At 54.0% G+C, this 16,962-nt stretch carries 13 protein-coding genes; 9 read left to right on the forward strand and 4 right to left on the reverse strand.

The window, feature by feature from the left end:
- Window positions 1-1,065: S-layer homology domain-containing protein (locus ABE504_RS24590; RefSeq protein ID WP_430093899.1), on the forward strand; the 1,065-nt coding region annotated here is incomplete at its 5' end.
- A gap of 617 nt (window positions 1,066-1,682) precedes the next feature.
- Here ABE504_RS24590 and tpx read toward each other — a convergent pair.
- Both tpx and trxB read right to left on the reverse strand, forming a co-directional pair.
- Window positions 1,683-2,207, reverse strand: coding sequence for a thiol peroxidase (gene tpx, locus ABE504_RS24595; protein WP_430093901.1), 525 nt, complete (start codon window positions 2,205-2,207; stop codon window positions 1,683-1,685).
- Window positions 2,208-2,236: 29 nt separating this feature from the next.
- Window positions 2,237-3,181, reverse strand: a complete 945-nt coding sequence (gene trxB / locus ABE504_RS24600) for a thioredoxin-disulfide reductase (RefSeq protein WP_430093903.1) — start codon at window positions 3,179-3,181, stop codon at window positions 2,237-2,239.
- Window positions 3,182-3,437: 256 nt separating this feature from the next.
- On the opposite strand from trxB, the gene ABE504_RS24605 reads away from it, so the two are divergent.
- From ABE504_RS24605 to ABE504_RS24615, 3 genes are all read left to right on the forward strand, one after another.
- Window positions 3,438-4,343 (forward strand): peptidyl-prolyl cis-trans isomerase, encoded by a 906-nt coding sequence (locus ABE504_RS24605; RefSeq protein WP_430093905.1) that lies wholly within the window; start codon window positions 3,438-3,440, stop codon window positions 4,341-4,343.
- Window positions 4,344-4,702: 359 nt separating this feature from the next.
- A complete protein-coding gene (locus tag ABE504_RS24610; protein WP_430093908.1) occupies window positions 4,703-5,047 on the forward strand; it encodes a hypothetical protein in 345 nt (114 codons plus the stop codon).
- Window positions 5,048-5,203: 156 nt separating this feature from the next.
- Complete coding sequence (locus tag ABE504_RS24615; protein ID WP_430093910.1) at window positions 5,204-6,229, forward strand: type II toxin-antitoxin system antitoxin SocA domain-containing protein; 1,026 nt, start codon at window positions 5,204-5,206, stop codon at window positions 6,227-6,229.
- Between the two features lie 141 nt (window positions 6,230-6,370).
- Here the strand turns inward: ABE504_RS24615 and ABE504_RS24620 are convergent, their stop codons facing one another.
- Window positions 6,371-10,600: an S-layer homology domain-containing protein gene (locus ABE504_RS24620; protein ID WP_430093912.1), complete on the reverse strand. Its 4,230-nt coding sequence runs from the start codon at window positions 10,598-10,600 to the stop codon at window positions 6,371-6,373.
- Between the two features lie 590 nt (window positions 10,601-11,190).
- Complete coding sequence (gene pdaA / locus ABE504_RS24625; protein ID WP_430093914.1) at window positions 11,191-11,967, reverse strand: delta-lactam-biosynthetic de-N-acetylase; 777 nt, start codon at window positions 11,965-11,967, stop codon at window positions 11,191-11,193.
- Window positions 11,968-12,171: 204 nt separating this feature from the next.
- Between pdaA and ABE504_RS24630 the strand changes: the two genes are divergently transcribed.
- From ABE504_RS24630 to ABE504_RS24650, 5 genes are all read left to right on the forward strand, one after another.
- On the forward strand, window positions 12,172-12,381 hold the full coding sequence (locus ABE504_RS24630; protein ID WP_126142467.1) for a hypothetical protein: 210 nt from the start codon (window positions 12,172-12,174) through the stop codon (window positions 12,379-12,381).
- 118 nt (window positions 12,382-12,499) lie between these two features.
- On the forward strand, window positions 12,500-13,303 hold the full coding sequence (locus ABE504_RS24635) for a helix-turn-helix domain-containing protein (protein WP_430093917.1): 804 nt from the start codon (window positions 12,500-12,502) through the stop codon (window positions 13,301-13,303).
- 106 nt (window positions 13,304-13,409) lie between these two features.
- Complete coding sequence (locus tag ABE504_RS24640; RefSeq protein ID WP_430093919.1) at window positions 13,410-14,396, forward strand: ABC transporter substrate-binding protein; 987 nt, start codon at window positions 13,410-13,412, stop codon at window positions 14,394-14,396.
- A gap of 5 nt (window positions 14,397-14,401) precedes the next feature.
- The gene (locus tag ABE504_RS24645) at window positions 14,402-15,424 is read left to right on the forward strand and encodes a FecCD family ABC transporter permease (RefSeq protein WP_430093921.1); all 1,023 of its coding nucleotides are present in this window, start codon (window positions 14,402-14,404) and stop codon (window positions 15,422-15,424) included.
- Entirely contained in the window at window positions 15,421-16,416 is a 996-nt protein-coding gene (locus tag ABE504_RS24650) for a FecCD family ABC transporter permease (protein ID WP_430093924.1), read from the forward strand. The genes ABE504_RS24645 and ABE504_RS24650 overlap by 4 nt, the downstream gene beginning before the upstream one ends.
- The last annotated feature ends 546 nt before the right edge of the window (window positions 16,417-16,962 follow it).

Genomic DNA, 16,962 nt, shown 5'->3' on the forward strand with positions numbered 1-16,962 from the left:
GTTGCGAGCGGTGCGGAGAGCTCACCGCTGCCGCTGAACGTCGGAGCGAACACGATCAAAGTGAACGTGACCGCACAGGATGGCACAACGGCGATGACGTATACGGTTGTTGTGACGCGTATGCTTGACACAGATGACGGAGAATCTTCCACTGGCGGCGGAGCGGCCTCAGCTTCACTAAGCTCGAATGCCAGTCTTAACGGATTGAGCATCAAAGGGGCAACGGGGCTTACCCCTTCGTTCCGTTCCGACAATCTGAACTATTCTTTGAACGTGGCCCATGCTATCGCCGGCATCAGCGTAATTCCGACATTAGCCGACGATCGGGCAACCGTGACGGTTGGGGTGAAGGGCCAGAAGCCGGAAGCGGTAACGAGCGGGGATGCAGGCCGTACGCTGTCGTTAAGCCCGGGAACGAATACGATTGAAGTCACAGTGAAAGCCCAGGACGGGACGCTTCAGGTATATACGATCGTCGTGACGCGTCAGACAGCCGCAGACCCTAGACCGTCTCCGTCTGTGTGCCCGTTTACGGATATGCATGGACATTGGGCGGAAGCGGATGTCTGTGAAGCGGCAGGATTGGGGATTGTTGCCGGCGTCGATGCCAACCGCTTCGTTCCAGACCGGGCGGTCACGCGGGCGGAGTTTACTGTGATGCTGGTTCGAGCCCTTCAAATCCCCGTCGGTGAACAAATAGATGTCCAAGTCTACAACGACCGTACGAGCATTCCGGACTGGGCATTGCCGGCAATCTCCATAGGAACGGAGAAAGGAATCGTCTTCGGTTATCCGGATGGCTCATTCGGCGCGAAGAAGCTGATCAGCCGGGAGGAGGCCGCCGCCATGGTGACCAGAGCGATGAAGTGGGACAGCAGCGGGGCGGGTCCGCTTCCATTCGCCGATCATGCGAGTATCTCCACCTGGGCTCTGCCGTCTGTGATGTCGGTATATGGGCATGGGCTTGTGCAAGGCCGGGAGAACAATCGGTTCGAGCCTGCGGGTAGCATGACAAGAGCGGAAGCCGCCTCGCTCCTGCTGCGGCTGTGGTGGACCCTTCATTAATGCGGTAGTAAGAACGTACGTAGCTTCGGGCTGACCCGCTGTGCTATGGCACAACGGGTCAGCCCTTTTGTGTCGAGCGCCGAGTTGCCTGATCTTGCGCCATATCGTTTCCTATACTATATTGAGGGATGCAATACTGCTCGTTCCCCCGGCTCAACCATAACCCCGATGCATCCTCTATATCAGCACTGAAAATCGTTCCGCATTCTGTACATGCAAGTTCACATAAATTTGTGTGGAGGTCAATGCCATTTCAATCACCTCAGAAATCGGATTGTTTTTTGGATTCTCATTTTTTTAGACGTAATCCAATTGCAATATTCATCGGTCTAACAATTGCATCTTTTGCGGACCTGCCCTAGGTCGAGGGGGCATCCACTCTTCCGCCGCTCTGCAGTTGGACTTGGCTACCTATTAACTACCGCTGGACCACCTCTCGTCACTGGATGGCGCCACCGCTCCTCCACCGACGGGGCTTTTGTCAAGTCCTATTTCTTATTTTTGCGCAAAAAAGAGCGGGCTATCTTTTCGATAACCTGCTCATTTTTTTTGATTTTTGGCCCTGTGTCTTAACTTAATGACATTGCCCACAGGCCTCTCCCCTCTACCGCATCTGCTTACGCAAGCTCCTTCAGCGCCGCCAAAGCCGCGTCGTAATTCGGATGGTCCTTCATTTCCACCAAATATTCCACATAGCGAATCGTATTGTTCGCATCCACCAGGAAAATCGCCCGCTGATCCAATTGCAGCTCGTCAATCAGCACGCCGTAGGCTTTGCCGAAGTCGCGGGCTTTGTAGTCGGACAGCGTCACGACGCGGTCGATGCCTGCTGCTCCGCAGAAACGCGCCTGCGCAAACGGCAGGTCAACCGAGACGGTCAGCACGACGACGTTATCGCCCAGCTTATCGGCTTCGACGTTGAAGCGGCGCGTCTGCGCATCACACGTGCCCGTATCGACGGAAGGGACGACGGAGATCAGCTTGATTTTGCCTGCATAGTCCGCGAGCGTTACCTCAGTCATTAAATCCTTGTTCAGTCTGAAGTCCGGCGCCTGATCCCCCACTTTAAGCTCCGGGCCTACCAAGGTCACCGCCTGTCCGCCTACGGTTGCTGCACCTTTGCGTAATGTTGCGTTTGTCATATTCATCTGCCTCCTAAGTTTAGGTTGATTTATACCGTTACAGCCATGTGTTGCTCAGTCAAAAAGCGTTCCGCATCCAGCGCAGCCATTGCGCCGCTGCCCGCTGAGGTGATCGCCTGCCGGTAAATCCGGTCCTGCACGTCGCCGCAAGCGAAAATGCCCTCCACACTGGTGGCAGAAGCTCCTGGTGTGACTTGCAGATAGCCCAGCTCGTCAGTCGCCAGCTGGCCACCGAGGAAATCCGTGTTCGGCGTGTGCCCGATCGCGACGAAAACGCCGTCCGCCTCGAGCACTTTCTCCTCACCGGTCACCTCATCCCGCACGCGCAAGCCTGTGACGCCGAGCGGTCCGCCGAGCACTTCAAGCGGCGTCCGGTTCAGGCTCCACGCGATTTTGCTGTTAGCCCGAGCGTGCTCCTGCATGATCTTCGACGCTTTAAGCTCGGCGCGGCGGTGCACGATAAGCACTTCCGAAGCGAAGCGCGTCAGGAAGTTCGCTTCCTCCATCGCGGTGTCGCCGCCGCCGATGACGATGATTTTTTTGCCGCGGAAGAAAAAGCCGTCGCATGTCGCGCAAGTGCTAACCCCGCGCCCGATATAGTCTTTTTCACCGGGGATGCCGAGCATTTTGGAGGATGCGCCTGTAGAAATAATGACAGCGTCCGCGGCGAGCTGCTCCCCGCTCTCCAACATCAGCGCAAAAGGACGGCGCGACGTATCGACCGATGCGACTCTGCCCGCCTGAATGGTGGCTCCGAACCGCAGCGCTTGCTTGCGCATATTCTCCATTAACTCAGGCCCGGTGATGCCTTCTGGAAATCCGGGGAAATTGTCCACTTCCGTCGTCGTGGTCAGTTGGCCGCCCGGCTGCACGCCCTCGATAACGAGCGGCGCCAAACCTGCCCGGGATAAATAAATCGCCGCGGTAAGCCCCGCTGGGCCTGTGCCGACGATGACAACGTCATGTTTTTTCATAAGTGTGGCCTCCTTGTATGGAGAGAATTTAATTTGTGTGAAATTCAATTGTTAACATCGATCATGACTACATCTTACTCCTCGCAATAATAATTGTCAACGATTTAATTTTACACAATTTATTTTAGCGTGTTCCATCCCCCATGCCAAATTAAGTATTCATCCAATTTTCAGGTTCCGCTCATCTCCTCTTCAGACTCGTCCGTCATAATAAGCCGTATCCACACGAAGCAAGCCAACTCGAAGGGAGACTACTATGACAACGAAGAAAAAAGACCGCAAATGGATCTGGACCTCCTCCGTACTGCTTGCCGGTTTTATCGCTTATATTGCCGTATACCCGCCTGTCAGCGCGAGCAAAGCCGAGAAAACGATTGCCACCGTCAACGGTGTAAAAATAAGCTCAACCCAACTTTACGATGCAATGGTCGCGAGCGGCGGGCAGCAGACGTTGGATTCGCTCATTAACGATGAGCTGATCTCGCAAGAGAGCAAGAAAGCCGGCATCGTCGTCACCGATGATGATGTTAACGCTGAAATCAAATCGATCCAAGCTTCCTTCCCATCGGAAGAACAGTTCCAACAGGCGCTCACCTCGTATGGTATGACGGTAGACGACCTTAAGAAAAACATGAGTTCCCAAGTCATGCTCAAAAAAATTCTCGAACCGCAAATCACCGTCACTGATGACGACATTAAGAAATACTACGACGAAAATCTCGAGACGTTGAAAACGCCGGAGCAAGTCCAAGCTTCGCATATTACCGTAGCGACGAAAGAAGAAGCCGATGCCTTGCTGGCTAAGCTGAAAAGCGGTTCCGACTTCGCCGCGCTCGCGAAGGAAAGCTCTACGGATGCGAATACCAAAGACAAAGGCGGCGAGCTGGGCTATTTCTCGGCCGGCACGCAGGATGCTGCGCTTGAGAAAGCGGCTTTTGCTCTTAAGGCGGGCGAGCTGAGCGAGCCGGTGCAAACCGAGGCGGGCTACGACATTATCAAAGTGACCGACCATAAAGCCGCGGCGACACCTACGCTCGACGAGAAGAAAGACTCGATCAAGCAGACGCTGACCGAGCAGAAGATTTCGGACATGTCCCAGACATGGCTGGAACAGAAGAAATCCGAAGCGACGATTAAGAGCGATTTAGCGAATGGCGTGTAAGTGTAAGAGGTAAGCGATACATCGCTGACAGACCATCTTGGCGTACAGACGAGGAATCGATTAAACTAAAAGAGAGGCGAGCTGCTTCGCGTTACCTAACGGGCGTTAGAACACTCGCTTCATCGAAGAGAGGGGATATGATCCTCTCTCTTATTTGTGCTGATCATCTCACCTCCATAGGAAAAACCCGCTAAAACAGCGGTTTTTTATGCTGTTTGTGACCAAGTAAGCAGTGAAGCTGGCCGCTGAACCTAACCGAAGAAATAGCAGTCAAAATAAGTTTGTGATTGCACTTTTGTTGAACTTGCATCATGATTGCATTTTTGGATATAATGTAATCACGGGGGTGAATGAGCGGCATGAATGAGTTCCTGCATGAAGCAAAGAAGTTAATGACATCAAGAGAAACAAGGCATATCATAAACCGAAAAGACCGCGATAAGAGACAAGACTATTTCGACCTTGGGGTTATGAATGACAGTCACGCGTGGCAAATTATGCTGACGTTAGAGGAAAGCGACGAATGTTCCGGTTCCCCTACGCTGGACCACAATGGTTCAGGCGAAATGATCTACGAATATGAGAAGCAAATGGCTAACGGGGTTTGGGCATATATCAAAATCAAGATAAAAAGTGCGGAAACGAAGTGCATAGCAATATCCTTTCACCCGGTGGAAGTAGGACCACGGAAATTTATCCGATAAATATCAACTTAAATACAAGGATAATAATGAAGACACGGATACATAAGGGGGCGACGGGCTCCGGTTTTCGCCCCTCTCTTATGACTTTACTTACTTTGAAACAAAAAGATTAGTGATGATTAACAACACAATTAGGGAAAAAGGGGTTGTGAAAAAATGAGACACTGTGATGAGTGTAACAAGGATCAATCTGTTAAGGAGAGTAAGGTTACCCGTAACTACATCATTAACGGGAAGAGTATACCGGTTGAACTCACGTTATTGGTTTGCGATGAATGCGGCTGTGAGGTATATGACGAGGATTACAATGCTAATCAAATGGCTACGATTCGTCACACGTATGATAAATTGTTTGGTATGACAACGGAAGAAATTAGAGCTGTGCGGGCACAATATAAGGGAATTGGATCGCGGCCGTTTGCTAAATTGTTGGGAATAGGCTCGGCAAGTCTTACCCGCCATGAATCTGGGGATATGCCAAGTGATAAACATTTAGAGATTTACCGGGAGTTAAGGAATGATCCGTCGCGAATCTGGGGGTATTTTGAGAAAAACAAGGGAGTACTTTCGCCGCGGGAATTGAAGAAAACTATAGAAATACTTGAAGCCTGGAAAAGCGGGCAAGCCGGTATTTTACAACAAGATGATGAGGAAATCATTGAAGCTATTCACAAGCCATACGAGTATAGTCAATTAAGCGGTAATATCTCTTTTAACTTAAATAAATTTATTCAAATGATATTGTTTTTTGCAAGGTCGGGGGTCAATAAGACAAAACTCATGAAGTTGCTGTTTTACTCTGATTTTATTCGCTACAAGTGGCAAACGGTATCGATAAGTGGAGCGGTTTATACAAGGTTTCCTTTCGGGCCAGTACCAAAAGATCATGAGATTATGCTAGCACATCTTCAACGTATGGATATCATTTCGATTGAGGAAAAGATAGTTAATGACGAGGGATGGATATTGATGACTGTTAAAGCCAAACAAGAGTTTAATCCTAATGTATTTACGCCGGAAGAGCTGGATGTTTTGAAAATAGTTGATGAGAAATTCTTTGATTTTAAATCACGTCAAATAAGTGATTATGCGCATAAAGAACGTGCTTGGATCGAGACGGATTCGGAACAACCAATAAGTTACTCAATGGCTACGGATTTGCGTGAATTTTCGAGTGTATAATAAGGTAGCGCCTTCTGGAGATAACAGGGGGCCTTCAATCTGTTAGTCCAGCTATGGATCAACCTGGTTTTTACGGACAAAATGGTAACTCCCCTCCACAAAACAAAACCACAACCTCACGGTTGTGGTTTTTTGCAACGTTTATTGGCCCTTCAGAACAGCGAGCAGATTGTACACCGCTTGTGCGGTCTCAGCCCGGGATGCTTCGCTATGCGGATCGAAACGGTTCTGATCCTTCCCTTCAAGCAAACCGATGGCCGCGGCTTTCTTCACAGCTTCCGATGCCCAAGGGCTGAACGTCCCTTCATCCGCAAAAGCTTGCTCCAGCATTTGCGTTTCTGCCGGTGCGCCGCTCGCACTAACCGCTCTGACCAGCATGGCGGCCATTTGCTCACGCGTTATCGATTGCTCCGGCGAAAACTTGCCATTGTCCAGCCCGTTCACGATCCCCGTTTCCGCAAGGGCTCGGACGGCGCCGGCATACCACGCGTCAGCGGGTACATCGGAGAACGCACCGCCCTGCTTCGCCTGCAGTTTCAGCACTCTTGCGAGCAGCGCGGCAAATTCAGCGCGCGTAACGGATCGCGACGGCTCGAAGGTATTCTCTGTGACGCCCTCGACGATATGCTTGGCGCTTAGTTCCGCAATGACTGCGCCCGCCCAATGTTCCTTCGGAACATCCGCAAACGTCTTGGCGTACGCCAGCACGGCATACTTGCTAAAATGATACAGCTGCGCCTCCATCACATCGCCATGCAGCTCCCCGCCGACATACTCCAGCTTGCCGTCATCGCTGATATAGTATACGCCGAGCAAACGTTTATCTGCATTCGGAAGGATTTTGAACGAAACGGTGACCGGCTTTTCGAAGGTGCGGATCACGGTTGACTCACCAGATCTGTTCGTAATACTCAGCTGAAAATCAACAGTGAGGCTGGCAGCCTTCACTTCCGCATTAGCGGTTTGGATCGGCAGGTCGGCCTTCCCGTCGCTGCCTACAATGTTCACGCGAAGCGAAATGCTTTCGCCCGTTTTGTCCGCCGAAGTCGCTTGGCTCGCGATATACTGAAGCACATCGTTCGACAGGGTGATGGTCACATCGTCTTTTACAATTTCGAGCGCATTGCTCTGAAGCAGCTTGGCGGTATCCACAGGGAGTACGATTGTATCCGCCGCCTTCGGCAGCTCTAGTGTGGCTTTTCCTTGCGCTGGCTTCAAATCATCCGCCTTCACGATGACCGAATTCGCCGGTTCTTGTGTTGGCTGAGGTCCAGACGCTTGGGACCCCGTTGATGGTGGCGTGTCACCATCAGGTGTGGGAATGGATGGATGGCCGTAATTGGACCATTTTGTTAAATTAACCTTTTGCATGCGATCCATGACATAATTCGCCGTGTCGCGATATGCGTTCGCACCGGATTCGAACAGGAGGTACAGCTCACCGTTCCGTTCGATCGTATTTTCGAGCATTGGCGGTACGAGAAGGTCGTTATTGCCGGCTGCTTTCGCGCCGCTATCCAAGTACCAGACAGGTACATCCGTTGCACCGATTGTAGCAAGCGTATGCGGCGTTCCTGTAAAGTCCGGTTTCTCATACTTTAAAAGATCGCTGTCCCGGCTTCTCGAGTAGGACTGGCTCAGCATGATACTGTCGCCTAGCACAGCCATGCCTTGAATTTTGTCCGGAAGGGATAAGATCATATCAGGTACGACGGCGCTTGTTCCATTCACTTTGCCGGAAGGCAGCACATCCGTCTGATCATCCAGCCGGTATCCGGCTGCCCACGCATATTGATTGGTGTTGTCCCGCGTGAGCAAGGCATGGCTCCCATCGGTATTGTACGTCGGCGGATAGTAGTATTCACCTGACCACAGCACACCGTCTGCGTATGTCGTAAAGGATGCGTTTGTGACCGTCAAAAACTTGCTTTCAAACGAAACGCTTCCCTTGTTCGGTGCTTGGATCAAGTCCTCCATCTTCAATTGATAGAGATAGGAACCGGAAGCAATCCATACATGATTCTTGCTGACCGCGACGCCGCCGGCATGGCCGTTGTAGGGGTTGCTGCCGTCATACAGGTTGACGTATTTAACCAGCAGACCGGTTTTCGCGTCGAGAATGGAAAGTGTACTCGGCCGCTTGTCTTCCATGTAGCTGGTGGTGATGATCCAGTCATGTTCTTTGTCGTAGGCCATGCCCTGTGGAACGAAATCTTCCACAAGCCCCGGTACGACAGGTCCTGGCTCGCTGACATCCCACAGCATTTGATACGCCGGAGCTTGCGGATTGTCGGCCCGCACCGTTTGGGTAATGTGCTGGTGGGACGGCGTTGCCGATACGGTTGTTGATTTCGGCGATTCGTTATTCGAAGAATCCAGTGCGGAAACTTCGAAGGCGTATGTCACTTCTCCTTGCAGCAGCGGCACATCGAGTGATGTTCGGGTGGCTGGCAGTGTGACGTCCAGCTTGCCGTTTTTGTAAATCAGATAGGAGACGACGTCCGCTTCCGCATTTGCATGCCAGCTAACCGTGACTTTACCTTCCCCGGGAACTGCATTGACGCCGGTTGGCGCGACGGGCGCAACCTGGTCCAATTTCGTTATTGGCGGCACTTGTCCGTTCAGGATAACGCCAGGCGATGCCGGCTGCTTCGTGCCAACTTTCCTCATCGTAGTCGTTCCGTCGATCGGATAAGCGTACGTGATTGTTTGCTTTTCAGCAAAATCGGTCCCGCCGGTATCGTTGTAGGAAGCCTTCACGATTTCCGAGTCGCTCGGATCCAGGATCGCAATCGTCTGTGTTCCGGCATTGATCAGGCCGTTGATATCGTTCATCGCGTACAGATTGCCGGCAGGTACATACTTTTCCGGATATTCATCGAAGAAGTAGCGGTTAAACTGATCGGCTGTATAAAAGTCAAGACCCGAGAAATGAGTTAAGACTAGCTTGGTTTCCCGCGGCTGTATCACGAAAGGTCCGTCGATCGCTTTCTCCCAGCTTTTTGACGGGTCATTGCTCGTGAACTTCAGCTTATAGCCCTGAAGGTCAATCGGTGCGGCGTCTGTGTTGAAAATCTCTACAAACTCGTAGGCATCATAAGAGGTCGTTGCCCCTGCCGGCCAATAATTGTCCGTATCGGGCGCTAGCTCCGTGATGAGCAGCTTTGGTAACGATGCAATCGTAGGCGCTGCCGTGACTGCATTCGATTTCGAGGACTCATTGCCGGCCGTGTCTACGGCTGTCACCTCGAAGAGATAGGACTGACCATTTTCCAAATTGCTGATCGTTACGCCCGTATGATTGCCGAGCAGCGTTTGATGGAGCACACCATCCATGTACACCTTATAATAGGCAGCATCCGGTTCAGGAGCGGCACTCCAGCTCAGGACGACGCTGTTCGTTCCTGCCGCTGCGGAAAGGCCTGCAGGTGCAGATGGAGCGGTGGTATCCGAAGGCGAAGGCGGCAGCTGCGCGGCGAAAACGGTGCCTGGCGTTGCCTCCTCGACATAGCTCATCTTCCGCAGTGTGATTGAGCCGTCTGTCGGATACATGTAGTTGATCCCCCGATTCTCGACGGGATCGGATGCTCCATAAGAGACCGTAGAGATCGGCACATCATTGGGTGCCGCGATCGACAAGGTCCGAGCGGATGTGTTGGCCATGCCGCCTAAGGCATCGACCATAACAAGCTGATCCGCAGTGAGATTCGTGCCATAGCTTGTATTGAAGCCGGCGGCGGTGGCTGTATTCGTGGTGGAGTTACTCGTATTTTTCGCCCAAAGCACGACCGTTCCGTGTGAAGGGATGATCGTGTCCGTCGTAATCGTCCATTTGTATACAGAAGGTGTCGTGTAAATGACTTTGTAGTTTTTCAAGGCTATCGCGGCATCGCTGGTATTGTAGATTTCGACAAATTCGTAGGCATCCGGCGTACCGCTTGTAAAATCGATCTTCTTGCTGTCCGGAACTACCTCGGTAATCATCAGTGCAGGATATTGCAGCGGTGTGGCAGTGACCACATCCGAAAGGGTAGATTCTTGATCGACGCTATCCACGGCCGAGAGCGCAAAGCTGTACGTCGTACCGTTCGATAGTCCAGAAACCAGGTAGGTCGTGCCGGTCACCGTCCCGGATATATCGGTTCCATTCATGTAAAGCTTATAGCCCTTCAAGTCTGCTTCTGCATTGGCATTCCAGGTCAGCGTCACCTGCGAGGGGCCTGCAACCGCCCCTAATCCGATAGGTGTTGCTGGCGACAGGTCGACATCCGCATAGGCGACTTGAGCCGATCCGAAGCCAATCACGCTGAACGAAAGCAGCAGTGCCGTCAAACAGATGGCTACGATTTTTGAAAAACGGTTTCCTTCCATGTGCATTCCTCCGTTGTCTTTGTGTTGAATGACTCCTTCATCTCTGCGGCCAAATCTTCCCGGTATCCCTCCTTTGTAGACGACAAAAAGCCCTGACAACAACGATGCAGCTTTCGCTACATCGCATGTTATCAGGGCCTTCTCCGTCATCTCTTGGCCTATGAAAACGCTTTTATCGTGTCCGATATCAACCACTATACTAGGTTTGCGGTCGATTGGGAAGAGGGTACTGTAAAAAATCCACTTTGGATGGCCTGCTAATGAAATTTTGATAAACCTTCGCTTTACCGGAACATAGCATGTGGTTGTATCTGCGATCATTGTGTATCTCGTTGATGGACAGGCAACCCACCTCCCCCAGCACATATTCCTGCAAACTTGCATCCTTTTCGCTGACCTCAACCCGATTAAAGCCAAAAACCTGCGAATCAGCATCCTTTTTTCTAAAAAAGGGGCAGTTTTCCGCGAAACAGAAAAAATTCCTGCACTTTCGCAGGAATTCCTCTTCTCCCCCCATGTCTGCCCCGAAAAGCCTGCCTTTTCGCAGGCTTCTCCCTTGACCGCATGGAGCCGACGAGTAGCGCGTCCCCCTAAGGCGTCCGCCCCTTCATCTCGTCCAGGCTCTTGAACTGGTACCCCTGACTGCGCGCCGCGTCAATGATGCGGCCCAGCGCTTCGGTGTTGTCGCTCGACACCGAGTGCAGCAAAATCACTGCGCCCGGATGCAGCTGCGCCATGACATTCTTATAGGCGTACTCCCAGCCTTTTTGCTGCTTAGGCTCCCAGTCGCGATACGCAACGGACCAGAACACGTTGGTGTAACCCATGCCATGGCTCGTCGCCAGCGACCGGCCGTTGAAAATGCCGCGCGGCGCCCGCAGATAGCGCATCTCCTGCTGCCCCGTCACGGCGGCGACGCCGGCTTTGACCTGATCCAGCTCTTTCTGGATCTGCGCGGTTGAAATCTGACTCATATCCGGATGGCTCCAGGAATGGTTACCGATCAGATGGCCCTCCGCGGCCATTCGCTTCAGGAGCTCCGGCTCCGTTTTGATATAATGCCCCGTCACGAAGAAAATCGCCGGCACCTGCTTCTCCTTCAGCACGTCCAAGATGCGGCCGGTGTAGCCGTTCTCGTACCCGTTGTCAAAGGTGAGGTACAGCTCCTTCTGCGACTGATCGCCGGTAAACACGGCACCGTTCTCTTTCAACAAACTTTTAAAGCCCTCCTCATCGATCGACGGGGGCTGGCCGTTCACACTCTTTTTAAACCCAAAATGATACGCGCCATCGGCGGACACCGGCGTCGCCTGCCCTGCGAACAACAGCAGCAGTATACCCACAACGAGCACTCGCATAAGCTTCATGAAACATTCCTCCTTGCTTGCAGCATTCAGACTTGTTACTAATATGCCACACCCGGGTATGTGATTATGTAGGAATTGCCCCATTCCATTTCGCAGCTAACTGAATATACTACTATACACGCTATGTAGAAGGTGATTGCCATCAGCTCCCCGGAACCTAGAGACGATTTGCTGCAAATCCTGGGATTAGCTTCGGAACAAGCTATGTACAAGGCCCAGTGGGACGGCTACTCGTTAGCCGACATCGCCAAAGCCAATCACGTGGATGTGCAAAAAGTGATCGAACTGCAGCTCGCCGAACTCGCGGCTCAGCTCGAAGCCCGTTTCAGCAGCGGCAGCATCACGCCTGAGCAGTATGCCGCTCAGCGCGCGGAACTGCCCGAAATTATATGCAGGAGCGTATACGCCCTGTGACAGCAGGAGAAGGCACCCGGTCGGGGTGCTTTTTCTTTTTCTCCGCGTATTGTCCCCTCCCCCGTTTTGTGTCACTATCAAGGGAGAAGCTTTTCACGGAAAGGACGGCCGCGTGCCAATGAATTTCGAACAACTGATTCCGCTCGTTCCCCTCATCGATCAGGTTCAGGCTTACACGGGGCCGCGCAAGGTGGCGGTACAGCCTCACCGGCATCAACTCATTATCGTCCGCCAAGGCCACCTCACGCTGCAGCGTTCTGGCTACGAGCCGATCATCGTTTCCCAGGCGTACGCCTGTCATCCTGATCAAGGGGACTACGTCCTCCAAGTGCCGCGCACCAAGGCCGTCAGCTATGTCGTTCTGACCTACCACGTGCTGCCGGACGATCAGACTTGGCATCTCCATGGCCATCTGACCACGCTCAGCGAGATCAAAATCCACTACATGCTCGACGAGCTGATCCGCACGACGGAAGAGATTCCTACGAGCACCGCGGAAGAAGAAGCGAAGCAGAGTTATCGGAAGCGGATGATGCTGGAGCGGATTTTGTACATTTACCTGCACGAGTCGGATCTGTCCCACGAGAAAAAGACCGCCGCCGAAGCGATCGAAGGCACGCTCTCCTACATCAACGAGCACTACATGCTCGAGCTGACGCTGCCCATGCTGGCGCGGCGCGCGGGGATGAGTGTGGGGTATTTTACCGTCCTGTTCAAAAAGACGACCGGCACCACGCTGATGAACTACCTCTACACGCTGCGGATTGAGAAGGCGAAGACGATGTTCCAGCAGACCGATCTGCTCGCCAAGGAGATCGCGGGGCGCGTTGGGTTTCTGGATTATTTTCATTTTAGCAAGGTGTTTAAAAAGAAAACCGGCACCACCCCTAGCGCTTACCAAGCGGCCATCGACAAAATCTAAAAATGAGACATGCGCCATCTGCATATTAGACATGTCTAATCTTCGGCATATTCGGTATTATTCTCATTGAGAATAATAATCATTTGCATGAAGGAGACAAGCAATCATGAGAACGTATTTTTCACGCATCAGCCTTTTGCTCATCATCAGCCTCTTTGCGCTAAGCCTTGCAGCTTGCGGCAAAGGGACAAATACCGAGTCCGCAGCGGGTACGGCAGCCCCGGCGGCCGGCGCAAGCGCGAGCGCTGCTCCGACAGCCAAAGCCGACGGCCCGATCACGATTCAAGACGTCGCAGGCACGCTGGAGCTGCCGAAGAAACCGGAGCGCATCGTCGCGATGGAGTTCAGTTTTACCGACATCCTCGTCTCCCTCGGCGTGAAGCCGGTTGGGGTTGCCGATGATGGCGACGCTTCGCTGATGATGGATTCCGTCAAGGCGCTGCTCCCTACGTACACTTCCGTCGGCTCCCGTTACGAGCCTAACATGGAGCTGATCTCCTCGCTGAAGCCCGACCTGATCATCGTGGACATCAACAAGCATAAGAACGCGATCGCGCAGCTGAAAGGCATCGCCCCTGTGCTCGTGCTGGACGACTACATGGCAAACTACGATCAAATGCTTAAGAACGTAACCCTGATCGGCAAAGCGGTCGGCAAAGAAGACGAAGCGGCGAAACGCCTCGCCGAACACCAAACCAAAGTCGACACACTGAAAAAGAAACTGAACGCATCCGGTGCAAAAGTGCTGCCCGCTGTTGTGAATCCAAAAGGCTTCTTCGCCCACTCCGACCACGCGTACAGCGGTTCCTTCCTCGCCATGCTCGGCTACGTGGATCCGGTGAAGAACGACGCGGCGTACCCGCAAATTACGCTGGAGCAGCTGGTTGAAGCGAACCCGCAAGCACTGTTCCTGCTCCCAACCGACAAAGTGACGATCGTGCAGGAGTGGGAGAAAAATCCGCTATGGGCGAAAATCGACGCCGTCAAAAACAACAAAGTATACACCGTTGAGCGCCGTGACTGGTCCTTATCCCGCGGACTGCTCGGTTCCGAGAAAATGCTCGACGACCTTGTGAAGAATATGGGGCAATAAAAGGTATGAAGCTTATAACTAAGAAGCAGAGCCGGTATCGGCCTCTGCTCTTCCTTTTTTCCGGTTTGCTCGTGATGATGGCTGTAGGGATCGTATGCAGCTTAAAATGGGGCCAAACGTACGTGAGCTGGCGCACCTTGTACGAAGCCGTGACCTACCAGGGCAGCGACAAGTCGCACCTGTATATTCAAACCTTGCGACTCCCCCGTGCCTTGATGGCGTGCCTCGTCGGCATGCAGCTGGCGCTGGCCGGGCTGCTCACGCAGCTGACGACCAAAAACCCGCTCGCCTCGCCGCACGTCTTCGGCATTAACGCAGGCGCCGCGCTCGCGGTCGTCGCTGGCCTCGTGCTGCTGCCCCAGAGCCATGGCGGCAATCTGGGGCTGATCGGGCTCGCCTTCGCCGGTGCGACGCTCGGTGCCCTGCTCGTCTGGTCGCTCGCCGGCGGAGGGAGCAAGCAATACGTGTTCATCGCGCTGGCGGGGATCACGATTCATTTTCTGATGTCCTCGCTGACTGAGGGCATGATCATTCTCAATCAGGCGGCGACGGACAGCATCATGTTCTGGCTCGTGGGCTCCCTGACGCACGCCGCGTGGACGGAGGTTCGAGTGATCCTGCCGTTTTTTGTCGGAGGGATGGCGCTGTTCGGGTTTATGCTGCCATCTCTGAAATTGCTGCTGCTCGACGATGAAATGGCCAGCGGGCTCGGGCAGCGCATCCTGATCGTGCGCGGCATCAGCATGGTGCTGGTCATCGTGCTGGCCGGCTCGGCGGTCGCGCTGTGCGGGCCGATCGGCTTCGTCTGCCTGCTCGTGCCGCATATCGCACGGGCGCTGGTTGGCGGTAGCTTAGCTGTGCTCGCGCCAGTGACCGCGCTGCTTGGCGGCGTGCTGCTGCTGTTTGCGGATTTTGTGAGCCGGTTCCTCGCGTTTCCGTATGAATCGCCGGTCGGCATCGTGACCGCCTTAATCGGGGCGCCGTTCTTCATCTATTTGGCGCTGAGGATGAGGGGGGTGCGGGGATGAGCGGGAAAACCTTCGGGCGCCCACTTACCTCGCTGATTGCCGCGCTGGTGGTACTGCTTGGGCTTGCCGTAGTTTACTTGCACGCCGGGGCGGTGCGCGTGCCGTACGGCAGCGTTTGGCGTGCGTTGACGGATGCGGGGCACCCGTCGTACTTCATCGTGCACCAGCTGCGGCTGCCACGAATGCTGGTGGCGATGCTCGCCGGGGTCGGTCTGGCGGTCGGCGGCGTCATCCTGCAGAGCGTGATCCGTAATCCGTTGGCGAGCCCGGACGTGATTGGGATCACGAAGGGCGCCGGGTTTATGGCGGCGCTGGTTATTTTTGTGTTTCCGAAGGTGCCGACCTATGTGCTGCCGGTGGCGGCTTTTGCCGGGGCGTTCGCCGCATTCGGCTTGCTGCTTGGATTGAGCCGGCGGCTCACGCTGCGCCCCTCGGCGTTGGCGCTGGTGGGCATCGCCATCGGCACCATTTTTCAGGCGGGCATCCAGTACCTGATCGTCCGCCATCCGAGCGACATCAACATGGCGCTGCTGTGGCTGTCCGGTTCCCTCTGGAACCGGAGTTGGGCGCATGTGTGGAGCCTGCTGCCCTGGATCGCCGTGCTCGTGCCGGTCGTCTGGGCGAGCTTCCGCAAGCTGAACGTGTTCCAGCTTGGGGACGACATGACCGCGGCGCTGGGCGTCGTGATCGCGCGGCAGCGCTTTTGGCTGCTCCTGCTGGCGGTCTCGCTCGCCGGCATCTCCGTCGCTGCGGTCGGCGCGATCGCCTTCGTCGGGCTGATCGCGCCGCACATCGCGCGCAGCCTGGTCGGCGGCCGCCACCAGTGGCTCGTGCCGCTGTCCGCGCTGATTGGCGCGGACTTGATGCTGCTCGGGGACCTCATCGGCCGCGTTGTCATTCTGCCGCGTGAGGTCCCCGTCGGGATCATGACGGCGATCATCGGGACGCCGTATTTTCTGTATTTGCTGCGCCGGAGCCGGCGGCGCGGGTAGGGCAGCGCGTGGCCGATGCGCGGACGGGCGTGCGCGCGGACGTCGTGCGATGGCAGCGCGGGTTAAGGGCGAATGGGAGAGCTGCGCTAACTAGGCCTAGACCCTTCTATTTCGCGACAAGCGCTACTTTTCGGCGACTTAAGAAGGGCTAGGCACTGCTAGTTTGACTTGCCGAAGCCGGAAACGCCAGGATCGGCGGCGCTAACTAGGCCTAGACCCTTCTATTTCGCGGAAAACGCTACTTTTCAGCGATTTAAGAGGGGCTAGGCACGGCTAATTTGACTTGCCGAAGCCGGAAACGCCAGGATCGGCGGCGCTAACTAGGCCTAGACCCTTCTATTGCGCGGAAAACGCTACTTTTCGGCGATTTAAGAGGGGCTAGGCACGGCTAATTTGTTTGTCGAATGAGAAAATGAAGGCGCTCGTACGCTCATGTACAGCAATGAGAAAAATAAGCGTGGTTCACCGCTTCTATTTCCGCCCTTTCGTGAGAAAGGCGAGAAATAAGAGGGGTAGACCACGCTTATTTGCTTCAAATCTACGATT

Source organism: Paenibacillus oryzisoli (assembly GCF_050467285.1).
GTDB classification, from domain to species: Bacteria; Bacillota; Bacilli; order Paenibacillales; family NBRC-103111; genus Paenibacillus_E; species Paenibacillus_E oryzisoli_A.